The organism is Xanthobacter aminoxidans (assembly GCF_023571765.1).
GTDB lineage: Bacteria > Pseudomonadota > Alphaproteobacteria > Rhizobiales > Xanthobacteraceae > Xanthobacter > Xanthobacter aminoxidans.
The window spans coordinates 82,011-94,014 of record NZ_JAMJXC010000014.1 but is presented as its reverse complement, the minus strand read 5'-3'; the positions used below and the strand labels follow the sequence as shown (position 1 = coordinate 94,014).

15 protein-coding genes are annotated in these 12,004 nt (G+C 69.0%); 7 read left to right on the top strand and 8 right to left on the bottom strand.

The window, feature by feature from the left end:
- Positions 1 to 16: 16 nt before the first annotated feature.
- Both EJ105_RS19535 and EJ105_RS19530 read left to right on the top strand, forming a co-directional pair.
- Positions 17 to 505 (top strand): hypothetical protein, encoded by a 489-nt coding sequence (locus tag EJ105_RS19535; RefSeq protein WP_051460770.1) that lies wholly within the window; start codon positions 17 to 19, stop codon positions 503 to 505.
- Positions 502 to 1,224: a ribonuclease T2 family protein gene (locus EJ105_RS19530; protein ID WP_347881332.1), complete on the top strand. Its 723-nt coding sequence runs from the start codon at positions 502 to 504 to the stop codon at positions 1,222 to 1,224. Before EJ105_RS19535 ends, EJ105_RS19530 begins: the two co-directional genes overlap by 4 nt.
- A gap of 31 nt (positions 1,225 to 1,255) precedes the next feature.
- Here the strand turns inward: EJ105_RS19530 and EJ105_RS19525 are convergent, their stop codons facing one another.
- Positions 1,256 to 1,654 (bottom strand): hypothetical protein, encoded by a 399-nt coding sequence (locus tag EJ105_RS19525; protein WP_024277482.1) that lies wholly within the window; start codon positions 1,652 to 1,654, stop codon positions 1,256 to 1,258.
- Positions 1,655 to 1,824: 170 nt separating this feature from the next.
- Here EJ105_RS19525 and EJ105_RS19520 point away from each other — a divergent pair, with 170 nt between their 5' ends.
- A complete protein-coding gene (locus EJ105_RS19520) occupies positions 1,825 to 2,697 on the top strand; it encodes a 23S rRNA (adenine(2030)-N(6))-methyltransferase RlmJ (protein WP_250167665.1) in 873 nt (290 codons plus the stop codon).
- A 121-nt stretch (positions 2,698 to 2,818) separates the two neighbouring features.
- Positions 2,819 to 3,418: a glutathione S-transferase family protein gene (locus EJ105_RS19515; protein ID WP_250167664.1), complete on the top strand. Its 600-nt coding sequence runs from the start codon at positions 2,819 to 2,821 to the stop codon at positions 3,416 to 3,418.
- Between the two features lie 57 nt (positions 3,419 to 3,475).
- Here the strand turns inward: EJ105_RS19515 and EJ105_RS19510 are convergent, their stop codons facing one another.
- Together EJ105_RS19510 and EJ105_RS19505 are read right to left on the bottom strand one after the other, a co-directional pair.
- Positions 3,476 to 3,877, bottom strand: a complete 402-nt coding sequence (locus tag EJ105_RS19510) for a DUF1236 domain-containing protein (protein WP_250167663.1) — start codon at positions 3,875 to 3,877, stop codon at positions 3,476 to 3,478.
- 179 nt (positions 3,878 to 4,056) lie between these two features.
- Positions 4,057 to 5,490 carry an aspartate aminotransferase family protein gene (locus tag EJ105_RS19505; RefSeq protein WP_250167662.1) on the bottom strand — a complete coding sequence of 478 codons (1,434 nt, stop codon included), beginning with the start codon at positions 5,488 to 5,490 and terminating at the stop codon, positions 4,057 to 4,059.
- Positions 5,491 to 5,723: 233 nt separating this feature from the next.
- Between EJ105_RS19505 and tmpT the strand changes: the two genes are divergently transcribed.
- Positions 5,724 to 6,362 carry a thiopurine S-methyltransferase gene (tmpT, locus tag EJ105_RS19500; RefSeq protein WP_250167661.1) on the top strand — a complete coding sequence of 213 codons (639 nt, stop codon included), beginning with the start codon at positions 5,724 to 5,726 and terminating at the stop codon, positions 6,360 to 6,362.
- 190 nt (positions 6,363 to 6,552) lie between these two features.
- Here tmpT and EJ105_RS19495 read toward each other — a convergent pair whose 3' ends face one another.
- The 5 genes from EJ105_RS19495 to EJ105_RS19475 form a co-directional block, all read right to left on the bottom strand.
- The gene (locus tag EJ105_RS19495; RefSeq protein WP_250167660.1) at positions 6,553 to 8,034 is read right to left on the bottom strand and encodes an aldehyde dehydrogenase; all 1,482 of its coding nucleotides are present in this window, start codon (positions 8,032 to 8,034) and stop codon (positions 6,553 to 6,555) included.
- Between the two features lie 92 nt (positions 8,035 to 8,126).
- On the bottom strand, positions 8,127 to 8,750 hold the full coding sequence (locus EJ105_RS19490) for a hypothetical protein (protein WP_250167659.1): 624 nt from the start codon (positions 8,748 to 8,750) through the stop codon (positions 8,127 to 8,129).
- Between the two features lie 2 nt (positions 8,751 to 8,752).
- Positions 8,753 to 9,448, bottom strand: coding sequence for a hypothetical protein (locus EJ105_RS19485; RefSeq protein WP_250167658.1), 696 nt, complete (start codon positions 9,446 to 9,448; stop codon positions 8,753 to 8,755).
- A 273-nt stretch (positions 9,449 to 9,721) separates the two neighbouring features.
- Complete coding sequence (yacG, locus tag EJ105_RS19480) at positions 9,722 to 9,928, bottom strand: DNA gyrase inhibitor YacG (RefSeq protein ID WP_250167657.1); 207 nt, start codon at positions 9,926 to 9,928, stop codon at positions 9,722 to 9,724.
- Positions 9,925 to 10,545, bottom strand: a complete 621-nt coding sequence (locus tag EJ105_RS19475; RefSeq protein ID WP_029557100.1) for a Maf-like protein — start codon at positions 10,543 to 10,545, stop codon at positions 9,925 to 9,927. Before EJ105_RS19475 ends, yacG begins: the two co-directional genes overlap by 4 nt.
- Before the next feature lie 190 nt (positions 10,546 to 10,735).
- On the opposite strand from EJ105_RS19475, the gene EJ105_RS19470 reads away from it, so the two are divergent.
- Together EJ105_RS19470 and EJ105_RS19465 are read left to right on the top strand one after the other, a co-directional pair.
- Positions 10,736 to 11,173 carry a thioredoxin family protein gene (locus EJ105_RS19470; RefSeq protein ID WP_029557099.1) on the top strand — a complete coding sequence of 146 codons (438 nt, stop codon included), beginning with the start codon at positions 10,736 to 10,738 and terminating at the stop codon, positions 11,171 to 11,173.
- Between the two features lie 7 nt (positions 11,174 to 11,180).
- A complete protein-coding gene (locus EJ105_RS19465; RefSeq protein WP_029557098.1) occupies positions 11,181 to 11,903 on the top strand; it encodes a cytochrome c biogenesis CcdA family protein in 723 nt (240 codons plus the stop codon).
- Positions 11,904 to 12,004: the final 101 nt, after the last annotated feature.

Sequence of the window (12,004 nt, the reverse complement as noted above, 5' to 3'; positions counted from 1 at the left end):
AAAGGCTGGCGGCAAGATGAAGCGCGTGCGCGCGGCCTTGGGAGCCTCCATCGGCCGGATCGCCGCGACGGCGGCCGTGGCTGCGCTTGCGTTCGCGCCCGTGTCCGTCGCCCCGGCCAAGGCGGCGAACCTGCTGGAGCTGAATTTCTGGCTCTCCGGCCCGAACTATTCCGGCGTCGTCCCGGCCTGCGACAGCCAGGAGGCGCTCGACCTCATCGCCACCCGCTTCGCCGAGACCGAGCGGCGCTTCTGGGCCTCCAGCCTCTCCATCACCGACTTCGAGAAGGTGCACGAGATCGCTTTCCGCCCGTGGGGGCAGGAATACCAGCCGCGCCGCTACTGCCGCGGCACGGTCTTCACCAACGACCTCAAGAAGCGCGTCATCTATTATTCCATCATCGAGGACGGCGGCTGGACCGGCGCCACCTGGGGCGTGGAATGGTGCGTGGTCGGGCTCGACCGCAACTACGCCTACGCTCCGTCCTGCAAGATGGCGGGTCCGTGACGCGGCCTTTGGCGCAGGCCTCTTTCCCGCAGGCCTCTTTCGCACAGGCCCTGCGGACGACCGCAGGCCGGCTCGCCGCCGGTCTCGCGCTGCTGCTGGCGCTCGCGGCTTTCGGCCCTGCGCAAGCCGAGGGCCAGCCCGGCCAGTTCGATTTCTATGTGCTCTCCTTGTCCTGGTCCCCGACCTATTGCGAGGACCAGGGCAAGCGCGCGGACAGCGAGCCACAATGCTCGCTCACCCGCCCCTACGCCTTCGTGGTGCACGGCCTGTGGCCGCAGTATGAGCGCGGCTTCCCGCAATATTGCCAGAACCCGCCGCCCTACGTGCCGAACCCGCTCGTCAATTCCATGCTGGACATGATGCCGAGCCGGCGCCTCGTCATCTATGAATGGAAGAAGCACGGCACCTGCTCCGGCCTGTCGCCGCAGGCCTATTTCGATCAGGTGCGCGCGGCGAAGGCGAAGGTGGTCATCCCGGCAGAGTTCTCCCGTCTCGACGACTACAAGATGGTCGCGCCGCAAGAGGTGGAAAACGCCTTCCGCGCCGCCAATCCCGGCCTGGAGGCCGGCATGATTTCGGTGGACTGCGACCGGCGCCGGCTGCGGGAAGTGCGGGTGTGCCTCAGCCGCGACCTCGCCTTCCAGCCCTGCCCGGAGGTGGAGCGCCGCGCCTGCCGCCTTTCGCGCATGGTGATGCCGCCGGTGCGCGGCGGGCGCTGAGACACCCGCCGGCCGGTTCCCCGCCCCGTCTTCAGGGCTGCTTGGTGAGGCGCGCGCAGAGCGCCAGCGCGTCGTCGTCGTCCGCCTCCAGATAGCAGAGGTCGATCACGCCGTCGGGCTGGATCGTCCCGATGTGGATGCCGTCGTCACCCGACAGGTAGAGGGTTTTCAGATCGGGCGTGAGCGTGCCGAAGACCGGCTCGGACTTGGTGCCGCCGCGCACCGGATAGACCACCTTGGCCTTGAAGGAGCGGCCGCGCTGCTCCTCGACGACGAGGCCGTAATCGGCGGTCACATAGCCCATTTCCATGCCCACACCGTCGCTCGGCCCCTTCCAGGTCCCGACGAGGGAGGGCGCCTGCTGCGCCGAAGCGGGCACCGCGACCGCGAGCGTGGCAACAAGGGACAGCGCGAAAACGAGAGGCTTCATGTTTCCCTCCTGCGGACGCGGGGGGCGCGGGTGGAGCACTGCCGCTTGACGTCCCGGCGTCCATGCGTCACGCCGGAACGGTCGCACGGCGTCACGAGGGCCACAATACCGCTACGTCACAGCTGCCCGCGCCATCCACACCCTCCCTTCCGCGCCATCGCCGAGCCGAGATGAACTATCGCCACGCCTTCCACGCCGGAAACCCGGCCGATGTCATGAAGCACGCCGCGCTGGCCCGCGTGCTCGCCTATCTCGGCAAGAAGGATGCGCCCTATCGCGTGCTCGACACCCATGCCGGCACCGGGCTGTATGATCTCGACGGCATCAACGCCCGCAAGACCGGCGAGGCGGATGCCGGCATCGAGGCGGTGCTGGCGGCGCAGGACGCCGGCACCCTCCCCGCCCCCGCCGCGGCGCTGCTCGCGCCCTATCTCGACTGCGTGCGCGGCCTGCGCGAAGGCGGCCGCAAGCTCTATCCCGGCTCGCCGGCCCTCGCCCTCGCCCTGTCGCGGCCGCAGGATAAGTTCCTGTTCTGCGAGCTGAACAAGGAAGAGCGCGTGAAGCTGGAGAAGCGCGTGGGCGAGGACCCGCGCGCCGAGGGCCGGGTGAAAATCCTCGCCCAGGACGGCTGGCAGGCCCTCGCCGCGCACCTCCCCCCGCGCGAGCGGCGCGGCGTGGTGCTGGTGGACCCGCCGTTCGAGGAGCCCGGCGAATTCCAGCGCATGGTGGCGGGGCTGGAGGCGGCGCACCGGCGGTTCGCCACCGGCATCTTCATGCTCTGGTACCCCATCAAGGACCTGCGCGCGGTAGACGCCTTCCGCCGCGACGTGGCCAGTCTGAAGCTGCCGAAGACCTTGCGCGTGGAACTGGATTTCGCGCAGGTGCGCGCGCTGGACACCCTTTCCGGTTCCGGCCTCATCATCGTCAATCCGCCCTTCACGCTGGCCGACGAGATGAAAACCGTGCTCAACGCCCTCGCCCCCCTGCTGGCGCGGGACGGCAAGGGGCGGGCGCGGGTGTCGTGGCTGACGGAAGCCGGCTGAGGCGCCGGAAGAACGGGGTAGCGACGACGCTGCGCCGAATCCCGTTGTTTTTGCGTGGCAGCATGGCCATGGCCGGGCTATCCAGAAGGTCCCTCCTCCCGTCCCCACGGACCCCCTTCCCATGCTGCTCCGCCACTCCCCCACCTCTCCCTTCGTGCGCAAGGTGCGCGTCGCCGCTGCCATCCTCGGCATTCCGCTCCAGCTGGAGCCGGCCGACACGCTCGACCCCAATGACACGCTGCGCCAGCAGAACCCGCTGGGGAAGATTCCCGCGCTGCTGGCCGACGACGGAGAGGTCCTGTTCGATTCGTCGGTGATCCTCGCCTATCTGGACCATCTGGCGGGCGACGGGCGCATCCTGCCCACCGCGCCGGCTGCGCGCATCAAGGTGCTGCGCCGCGAGGCCCTCGTCGACGGGATGATGGATGCAGGCATCCTCATTCTCTATGAGGCGCGCTTCCGGCCGCAGGAGAAGCACGAGCCGCGCTGGCTGGAGCATCAGGCAGGCAAGCGCCTGCGCGCGATCGATGCACTGGAGGCGGAGGTGGAGCCCTATTCCGGCACGCCGAACGCGGGCGACATCGCCCTTGCCTGCGCGCTGGGCTGGTTCGATTTCCGCTTCGGCGGGGATTGGAGGGCCGAGCATCCCAAGCTCGTCGCCTGGTTCGACGCCTTCAGTGCCGCGCATCCTGAGTTTGCGGATTCCGCGCCGGTGGCCTGACACGCCAAAGGCGCCGCCCCGAGGGGTGGCGCCTTCGACGCGGTACCAGCGCTTTCGTCACTCGACGATGTAGACCACCTTGCGGGTCTTGGGCTCGACGATGACGCGGCGGTCGTTCACCACCGTGTATTCATACTCGCTGTTCTGCGGGATGTTGTAGAGCGTCACGCTGGGCGGGAGCTGGCGGCCCACCACCACCTCCTGCTCCATGCGGACGGAGGGGCGGCGCTCCTTCATCACGTAGGTGCGCACCTCCTGCGGGGGCTCGGCGGCCGCGCCGACACCGGCACCGACCACGCCGCCCACCACCGCACCCACGGGGCCACCCACCACCGCGCCGACCGCGGCACCGCCGACCGCGCCCGTGGCGGTGGAGGCCTGCGCGAAGGCGGCGGCGGGAGCGATCACGGGAGCCGCAAGGGCGGCGATCACGGTACTCATCAGCAACGTCTTTCGCATCTTACCTCTCCTGCTGCGTTCAGATCGCATCAGAAACAGTGGTCGAGGCAAAAACGTTCCCGACAGCGTCCAAGAGCTGCAAATACCTGGGACTGACTTGAGGAAAACCGGGGGCGAAAACCTTGGCCTTCGCCCCACCGCCGCCATCTTTGACTTCGGCTTCGCCGTGCGCGGCGCGCTCAGGCGCTCGCCACGGCCTTCGCCGGCACGCGCGGGACGGGAACCATCATCCCCCGCTTGATCAGCTCCGCATGGGTAAGGTCCAGCACCCGCCAGGCGGTGGCGACCAGTTCGTCCGCCTCCTCGTGCGACAGGGTGAAGGGCGGGGCGAGGATCATGCCGTCGCGCACCGCGCGCATCACCAGCCCCTCCTTGAAGGAGAAATCGCGGCAGATGAGGCCCACCGTGCCCTCCTCGGCCGCGAAGGCGGCACGGGTGGACTTGTCGGGGGTCAGCTCCATGGCACCGATGAGCCCCACCATGCGCGCCTCGCCCACCAGCGGATGCTCGGCGAGCTTCAGCCAGCGTTCCTGCAGGTAGGGGCCGATATCGGTCCGCACCCGGTCCACCAGCTTTTCCTCGTGCATGATCTTGAGGTTGGCGAGCGCCGCGGCGCAGCCGCCGGGATGGCCGGAATAGGTGTAGCCGTGGTTGAAGTCGCCGCCATGCTCGATGAAGCCTTCGGCGAAATGATCCCCGACAATCACGCCGCCCAGCGGGAAGTATCCGGAGGTCACGCCCTTCGCGAAGGTGATGAGGTCCGGCTTCACGCCCATGAATTCGCAGCCGAACCAGCGGCCGGTGCGCCCGAAGCCGCAGATCACCTCGTCGCAGATCAGCAGAACGTCGCGCTCGCGGCAGATCTTCTCCACCTCGGGCCAGTAATTGGCGGGCGGGATGATGACGCCGCCGGCACCCTGGATGGGCTCGCCGATGAAGGCCGCCACATTCTCCGGCCCCGCCTCGTCGATGGCGCGGGCCACCTCGCGCGCGGCATAGAGGCCGAAGTCCTCGCGGCTCATCTCGCCACCCTCGGCCCACCAATAGGGCTGGGCCACGTGGATGATGCCGGGAATGGGCAACCCGCCCTGCGCATGCATGGGCTTCATGCCCCCGAGCGAGGCGCCGCCCATGGTGGAGCCGTGATAGCCGTTGCGGCGGGAAATGAAGATGTGCTTCTCGGGCTTGCCCAGCGCGGCCCAATAGTGGCGGACCATGCGCAGCACCGTGTCCACCGCCTCCGAGCCGCCGGAGGTGAAGAACACATGGTTCATATGGGCCGGCGCCACCTCGGAGATGGCCGCCGCCAGCTCCGCCGCGGCGGGGTGGGTGGTCTTGAAAAAGGTGTTGTAATAATCGAGCTGGTAGAGCTGCTGCGCCATGGCATCGACGATGGCGTGCCGCCCGTGCCCCACCTGCGAGCACCACAGGCCCGACATGCCGTCGAGGATCTTGTTGCCGTCGCTGTCGAAGACATAGACCCCCTCGGCCCGCGTGATGACCCGCACCCCCTCGGCGTTCAGCGCCTTCGTGTCGGAGAACGGATGCAGGTGGTGCGCCGCATCCAGCGCGCGCCAGTGGGCGGTGGAGTTGGACAGGGGGGCGGACGTCACGATGGCGATGCTCCGTGTTGAACCTCTGCGGTTCTAGAGCATTTTCGAGCGAAGTGGATTCCGGTTCGCGTCAAGAAAATGCGTTTGGCCAAAAATCTGGAGCCTTTCCGGCGACCGGACTTCGCCGGACATGCTCCAGCGCGAAAGCGGGACCGTGGGCCACCCCCGCGCTCGCACGGCGCGCCTGATCTGCTAAAGCTGCGACCGGTGATGGAGTCAGCGGAGGCGAGGGCATGGAACCGGGGTTCTGGCAGGCGCGGTGGGAGACGAAGCAGATCGGCTTTCACGAGGGAAAGCCCAACGCCTATCTGGTGAAGCACCTCGACCGCCTCGGCCTCGCGCCCGGCGCGCGCATCTTCCTGCCCCTGTGCGGCAAGACGCGGGACATCGCCTATTTGCTGGGGCAAGGCTTCGCCGTGGCCGGCGCGGAACTGAGCCGCATCGCGGTGGAGGAGCTGTTCGCCGAGCTGGAGGTGGTGCCCGAGATCACCGCGGCCGGCGACCTCCTGCGCTTCAGCGCCCCCGGCCTCGACATCTTCCAGGGCGACATCTTCGCGCTCGAAGCCGAAACACTTGGTCCGGTCGATGCGGTCTACGACCGCGCCGCGCTGATCGCCCTGCCGCCCGACATGCGCCCGCGCTATGCGGCCCATGTCACGGCCATCACCGGGGCGGTGCCGCAGCTGGTGGTGACGCTCGTCTATGACCAGTCCCTCGTCGGCGGCCCGCCCTTCTCCGTGCCTTCGGTGGAGGTCCATGCACTGCACGACGCCGGCTATCGGGTGACGCACCTCGATGCCGTCACCCGTCCCGATGCCCTCAAGGGCCAGTGGGAAGCGACCGAAGAGGTGCATCTGCTGGAGCGGCGGTGAGGGGTCTCGCATCCCGGCCGACTGGAGCGCAGCGGAAGGAGAGCCGGGATCCAGCGCAAGGACGACCGCGCAGCGGACAATTCCTGCAGCCGCTGGATTTTGAAGCGCCTGCGGCGGACTTTTGCGCTGGCCCCCGGATCGGCGCTCCACCTCCGGTGTCGCTTGTCCGGGGAGCCGGGCCGCTCCAGTCTCAAAGCCGCGTCCACACCGTCTTGAGGTCGGAATACTTCTCCAGCGCGTGCAGGGACTTGTCGCGCCCGAAGCCGGACTGCTTCACGCCGCCGAAGGGGGTGGTGATATCGTCGGCGTCGAAGCAGTTCACATAGACGATGCCGGCCTTGAAGCGCCGCGCCACCTTGTGGGCGGCGGCAAGGTCGGCGCTCCAGACGGAGGCGCCGAGGCCGTAGATGGTGCCGTTGGCGATCTCCACCGCCTCGTCCAGCCCGTCGAACCCGATCACCGACAGCACCGGCCCGAAGATTTCGTTCTGCGCCAGCGCGGAGGACGGTGCCACATCGTCGAACACCGTGGGTACCACGAAGGCGCCGCCGGTCTCGGTGCGCACCGCCGTGCCGCCCGTCACCAGCCGTGCGCCACTCTCCCCGCCCGCCTGGATGGCGGAGAGGATGCGGCCCTGATGCTCGCGGCTCACCACGGCACCGGCCGGCGCATCGGGATCAAGCGGATCGCCCGGCATCCAGCGCGGGGCAAGCGCGGCGACGCGCTCCACCAGCTCGGCGCGGATGCGGTTGTCCACGAGCAGCCGCGAAGCCGCCGTGCACATCTCGCCCTGATTGAAGAAGATGCCGCCGGCCACCGCCTCGGCCACGGCGCCGAGATCCTTCACGTCGTGGGCCACCACGAAGGCGGTCTTGCCGCCCAGCTCCAGGGCCACGCGCTTGATGTTGCTCTCGGCGGAATAGCGCAGGAAATAGCGACCCACCTCGGTGGAGCCGGTGAAGGCGATGGCGTCCACATCCATGTGGAGCCCCAGCGCCTTGCCAGCCTCGACGCCGAGCCCCGGCACCACGTTGAACACCCCGGCGGGAATGCCGGCCTCCGCCGCCAGCTCGGCGAGGCGCAGCGCGGTGAGCGGGCTTTCCTCCGCCGGCTTCAGCACCACGGAATTGCCCATGGCCAGCGCCGGCGCCACCTTCCAGGCGGCCATGATCATGGGGAAGTTCCACGGCGTGACGCAGCCGACCACGCCGAGCGGCTCGCGCAGCACGAGGGCAAGATTGTCGTCGGTGGTGGGCGCGACCTCGCCATAGACCTTGTCGCAGCACTCCCCGTAATAGGCGAAGCAGTCGGCCGCCGCGCGCACGTCGATGGCGCGGGCGTCCGAGATGGGCTTGCCCATGTTCAGCGTCTCGGTGAGGGCCAGTTCATCCCGGTGGGCGCGGATGAGCTCGGCGAAGCGCAGCAAGGCGCGCTTGCGCTCCAGCGGGCGCTGGCCGGCCCAGCGGCGATCCTCGAAGGCGCGGCGCGCGGCCTTCACGGCGCGGTCCACATCCTCCGCATCGCAGGCCGCGACCTCGGCGATGGCGTGGCCGGTGGCGGGATTGACGGCGCTGAAGGTGCGGCCCGAGGCGGCCGGGTGGAAGGCCCCGTCGATGAAGGCGTGGGTCCGGAAGGAAGGAATGTCCGCCGCCGCCCGTTCCACCGCCGCCATGATGTGCGCTCCGCTGCCAGACCCGGCCCGTGCCAGACCTGCGGCACCCTCGCGCGCCGTAACGGGAGCCGTCAAGGTGGGGCGGCGGGCGCTCAGGCGAGGATGACCACGTAGAACAGCCCCGCATTCATGAGCACGAAGGTCGGGAACTGCGGGGTCCAGAAGGCGTCTGTCCAGGAGGTCGGCGGAAACTGCAATACGGTGCGCACCGTCAGAAGGACCCAGGCCAGCAGGCTGAAGACCAAAGCCGTGAGAAAATCCCCGAAGCGGACGGGATCGAGCCCCACCGCGAACATCGCGTCGGCGAGCAGCGTCGAAGGCGCCTGGCCGAGCGCGAACAGGCCGACGCCGTCGATGAGGATGAACAGCATGATCGTCAGGATCAGATAGCACATCACGAAAACCGACCCGCGCAGGCTCTGCGTCTTAGGATCGGCCTTGGGGTAGAAGATGTAGGCGAGCAGGGACACGAGGATCACGGCCACCAAGGCGACACCTGCGAGCATCGCCGGCACCGACAGGGAGATGCCGCCGCCCGCCAGAAAGCTCCGGGAGACGAGCACCAGCACCGTCACCAGAAGCAGCTGCGAGAGCGCGACCGCATCCTTTTTCTCACCGGGAGCGTCCTGGCCCAGCGGCGGAACACGGGTGGAATAGAAGGCGTCGAAAAAGACCTGGATGTTGCGCTTGATGGTATCGACCAGCTTTCCGGCCATGCCTATCGCTCCGGGCGTGCCCAGCGCAGGGTCCAGGTCGTTTGCTGCACGGCGGACTGCTTGCCGGAGTCAAGGTCGGAGACCGTCACATAGGTGGTCGTCACGTTGGCAGCGGCGTCGAGGCTGAAGGAGACGCAATTTGCCGCCCCCTGCGGCACCGGCTGGTAGCGCCGCAGCATGGTGCGCAGATAGACATAGTGCATGCCCGGCCCGCCACCGGTGCTGGCCTGGGCCGGCTTCAGCCCGGAGATCACGGCGAGCGCATCGCGTATGGGGACGAGGATCGGGGGAATGCCATCGTCGGAAATCTCGGCGACCCGAAGGGTGGGCTCGCCGGACTCGCTCGGCTGGGTGAACGAATAATGCCTCCGCCCGCCGACGTTGGCGTCGTCGGTCCGGTGGCACTCCGGCTGCTCCGTGGAGCGGTAGCGGAAATGGAAGGCATGGAGCAGCTGGGATTCCTTGAGGCCCGCCGCGTGGTAGTCGTCATACTCCCGCGCTGCCACCCGCCGATCCATGGGCCCCCGCCTGCCCGCAAAGCAGCTTTCATTGAGGGCCGGGCGCTCGATGTGGACTTCCTGCACGTCCGCACTGTCCCGCCCGGTGCGCGGCGCCTCGTTGCGCAGCTTGATCGCGACCACGCCGCCACGGTCTGGTGGCAGGGCATAGATGGCGCGGACGCGGTCTGATGTAGCCATCACGGACTTCACTCCCGGTCCGGTGGCGTCGATCCACTGTCGTCCGTCGGGCGAGCGAAGATAAAGCTGGCCGGGCATAAGCTGCCCGGATGCCACCGGACATGCGGATTGTGCCTGCGCCCCACCGGTCGGAACCAGAAGCCCGGCGGCAAGCGCAACCGCCGGCAGCACGGATAAGATCGCTGCATGCATAGGATGCCCTCCCCAACGCAACTCTATTTAAAGTTGTGTTTACTGGAAAGGCATATTTTTGCGCGAGAGCCCGCAGGTGGTTCAGCCCCGCTCGGGCGGGCCGCTCTCCCCGTCCTCGTCCTCTTCGGGACGGCCGGGGATGGCGTAGCTGCCGGACAGCCAGCGGTTGAGGTCCACGTCGGCGCAGCGCTTGGAGCAGAAGGGCTTGTAGCGCTCCACCGGCGGCTTGCCGCAGATGGGGCACGGCCGGGCGGTGGGGATGGGCTTAGCGGGGGTATCCGCGCTCACGCCGCGCGCTCCACCCAGCCGGCGCGCACGTCGTAGCCCTGGCCGGTCAGCAGGCCGAGGGTTTCCGAAAGCGGCAGGCCGACCACGTTGGTGTAGGAGCCCACGAGCTTCACCACGAAGCCGCCCGCGATGCCCTGGATGGCATATCCACCGGCCTTGCCGCGCCACTCGCCGCAGGCGAGGTAATCGTTGATCTCGTCACGCGACAGCCGCTTGAAGCGCACCCGCGTCTCCACGAGGCGGGTGGCGGTGCGGCCGCGCGGATCGATGAGGCAGACGCCGGTATAGACGCGATGCGTGCGGCCGGAGAGCAGGCGCAGGCACGCCTCCGCCTCGTCCACGAGGTCCGGCTTGGGCAGGATGCGCCGGCCCACCGCCACCACCGTATCGGCGGCGAGCACCAGCGCGTTCATCTCGGCGTCCTTGGCCCGGCCGGCCACCAGCTTCGCCTTCTCCTGCGACAGGCGCTGGGCGAGGCGGCGGGGCAGCTCGCCGCGCTCGGGCGTCTCGTCCACGTCGGCGGGCATGAGAAGGTCCGGCTCGATGCCGGCCTGGTTCAGCAGCGCGAGGCGGCGGGGAGAGCCGGAGGCAAGGACGAGCTTCACCTGATCGTTCACGGAGCAAAATCCTCCCGGGCCGGATCGCGCCGGCCGAATGCAGGACCGTGGTCTAGCGGAATTGGGGGAGCCTGTGAACGCCGATCAACTGCCCGTGATGGCAGTCGCCATCGGTAACCGCCGCCGGCCGGCGCCCGAAAAGCCCCCTGTCGGCCAAGCGCAGCCGATCCAGGGAAGAAGGACGCCATCCATGTTCACCCGCCGTTTCACCCTCGCCTTCGCGATCGCCCTCCCCCTCGCCGCAGCCGCTTTCGCCGGCGCATCCGCCCTCGCCGGCACCGAACACGGCGCCACCACACACGCCGCAACCGAACACGCCGCCTACACGCCCGCCGCCTTTGCCGACGCGCAGAAGGCGGGCAAGCCCATCCTCGTGGAGATCCACGCCAGCTGGTGCCCGGTGTGCGCGGCCCAGGCCCCCATCCTCGGCGAGCTGCTGGCCACCCCCAAGTTCAAGGACGTGGTGGTGTTCCGCGTGGATTTCGACAGCCAGAAGGATGCGGTGAAGGCGTTCGGCGCCCGCTCGCAGAGCACCCTCATCGTCTACAAGGGCAAGACCGAGGAAGGCCGTTCCGTGGGTGATACCGCGAAGCCCTCCATCGAGGCGCTGCTGGCCAAGGGCGTCTGAGGCGGCCATGGCCCTCGGCAGCCTCGGCCTCGCGTTTCTCGCGGGCGTCCTCTCCATCCTGTCGCCCTGCGTGGTGCCGCTGCTGCCCCTGGTGCTCGGCGCGGCAGCGGCCGAGCACCGCCTCGCCCCGCTGGCGCTGGCGGTGGGGGTGACGCTCTCCTTCACCGTCATCGGCCTGTTCGTCGCCACCGTTGGCTACGCCATCGGGCTGGAGGGCGACGCTTTCCGCATGGTGGGCGCAGTGCTGATGATCGGCATCGGCGCGGTCCTCGCCGTGCCGCCCTTGCAGACGCGGCTCGCCACCGCGGGCGGGCCGGTGAGCGACCTCGCCAGCCGGCACCTCTCCGGCTTCGCGACCGAGGGGGTGGGCGGCCAGTTCGCCGTCGGGCTGCTGCTCGGCGCGGTGTGGAGCCCCTGCGTCGGCCCGACGCTCGGCGCCGCCTCGGTGCTCGCCGCGCAGGGCCGCAACCTCGGCGAGGTGGCGGCGGTGATGGGCCTGTTCGGCCTCGGCGCCGGCCTGCCGCTGGCTCTTGCCGGAACCCTCTCGCGCCCCACGCTGATGCGCTGGCGCTCGCGGATGATCTCCGGCGGCAAGGGGGCGAAGGCGCTCATGGGTCTCGTGCTGGTGGTGGTCGGCCTTTTGATCGCCACCGGCGCCGACAAGCGGATCGAAGCGGCGCTGGTTCAGGTCTCCCCGGCCTGGCTGACCACGCTGACGACGCGGTTCTGACCTCCCGCGGGTCGTCTCCGCTTCGATCCAGAGACGGGCCGAACAGGGGCCGTCTCCCTCCGGTCGCAGGTGTCCTGCTCGTCCCGCAGGCTGTGGCCGGC

What these genes read in the sequence shown, in the direction of transcription:
- EJ105_RS19470 (WP_029557099.1), top strand. Translation starts at nt 10,736, where the DNA reads ATGTTCACCCGCCGTTTCACCCTCGCCTTCGCGATCGCCCTCCCCCTC.
- EJ105_RS19510 (WP_250167663.1), bottom strand. Translation starts at nt 3,877, where the DNA reads ATGCGAAAGACGTTGCTGATGAGTACCGTGATCGCCGCCCTTGCGGCT.
- tmpT (WP_250167661.1), top strand. Translation starts at nt 5,724, where the DNA reads ATGGAACCGGGGTTCTGGCAGGCGCGGTGGGAGACGAAGCAGATCGGC.
- EJ105_RS19525 (WP_024277482.1), bottom strand. Translation starts at nt 1,654, where the DNA reads ATGAAGCCTCTCGTTTTCGCGCTGTCCCTTGTTGCCACGCTCGCGGTC.
- EJ105_RS19515 (WP_250167664.1), top strand. Translation starts at nt 2,819, where the DNA reads ATGCTGCTCCGCCACTCCCCCACCTCTCCCTTCGTGCGCAAGGTGCGC.
- EJ105_RS19535 (WP_051460770.1), top strand. Translation starts at nt 17, where the DNA reads ATGAAGCGCGTGCGCGCGGCCTTGGGAGCCTCCATCGGCCGGATCGCC.
- EJ105_RS19520 (WP_250167665.1), top strand. Translation starts at nt 1,825, where the DNA reads ATGAACTATCGCCACGCCTTCCACGCCGGAAACCCGGCCGATGTCATG.
- EJ105_RS19485 (WP_250167658.1), bottom strand. Translation starts at nt 9,448, where the DNA reads ATGGCTACATCAGACCGCGTCCGCGCCATCTATGCCCTGCCACCAGAC.
- EJ105_RS19490 (WP_250167659.1), bottom strand. Translation starts at nt 8,750, where the DNA reads ATGGCCGGAAAGCTGGTCGATACCATCAAGCGCAACATCCAGGTCTTT.
- EJ105_RS19465 (WP_029557098.1), top strand. Translation starts at nt 11,181, where the DNA reads ATGGCCCTCGGCAGCCTCGGCCTCGCGTTTCTCGCGGGCGTCCTCTCC.
- EJ105_RS19495 (WP_250167660.1), bottom strand. Translation starts at nt 8,034, where the DNA reads ATGGCGGCGGTGGAACGGGCGGCGGCGGACATTCCTTCCTTCCGGACC.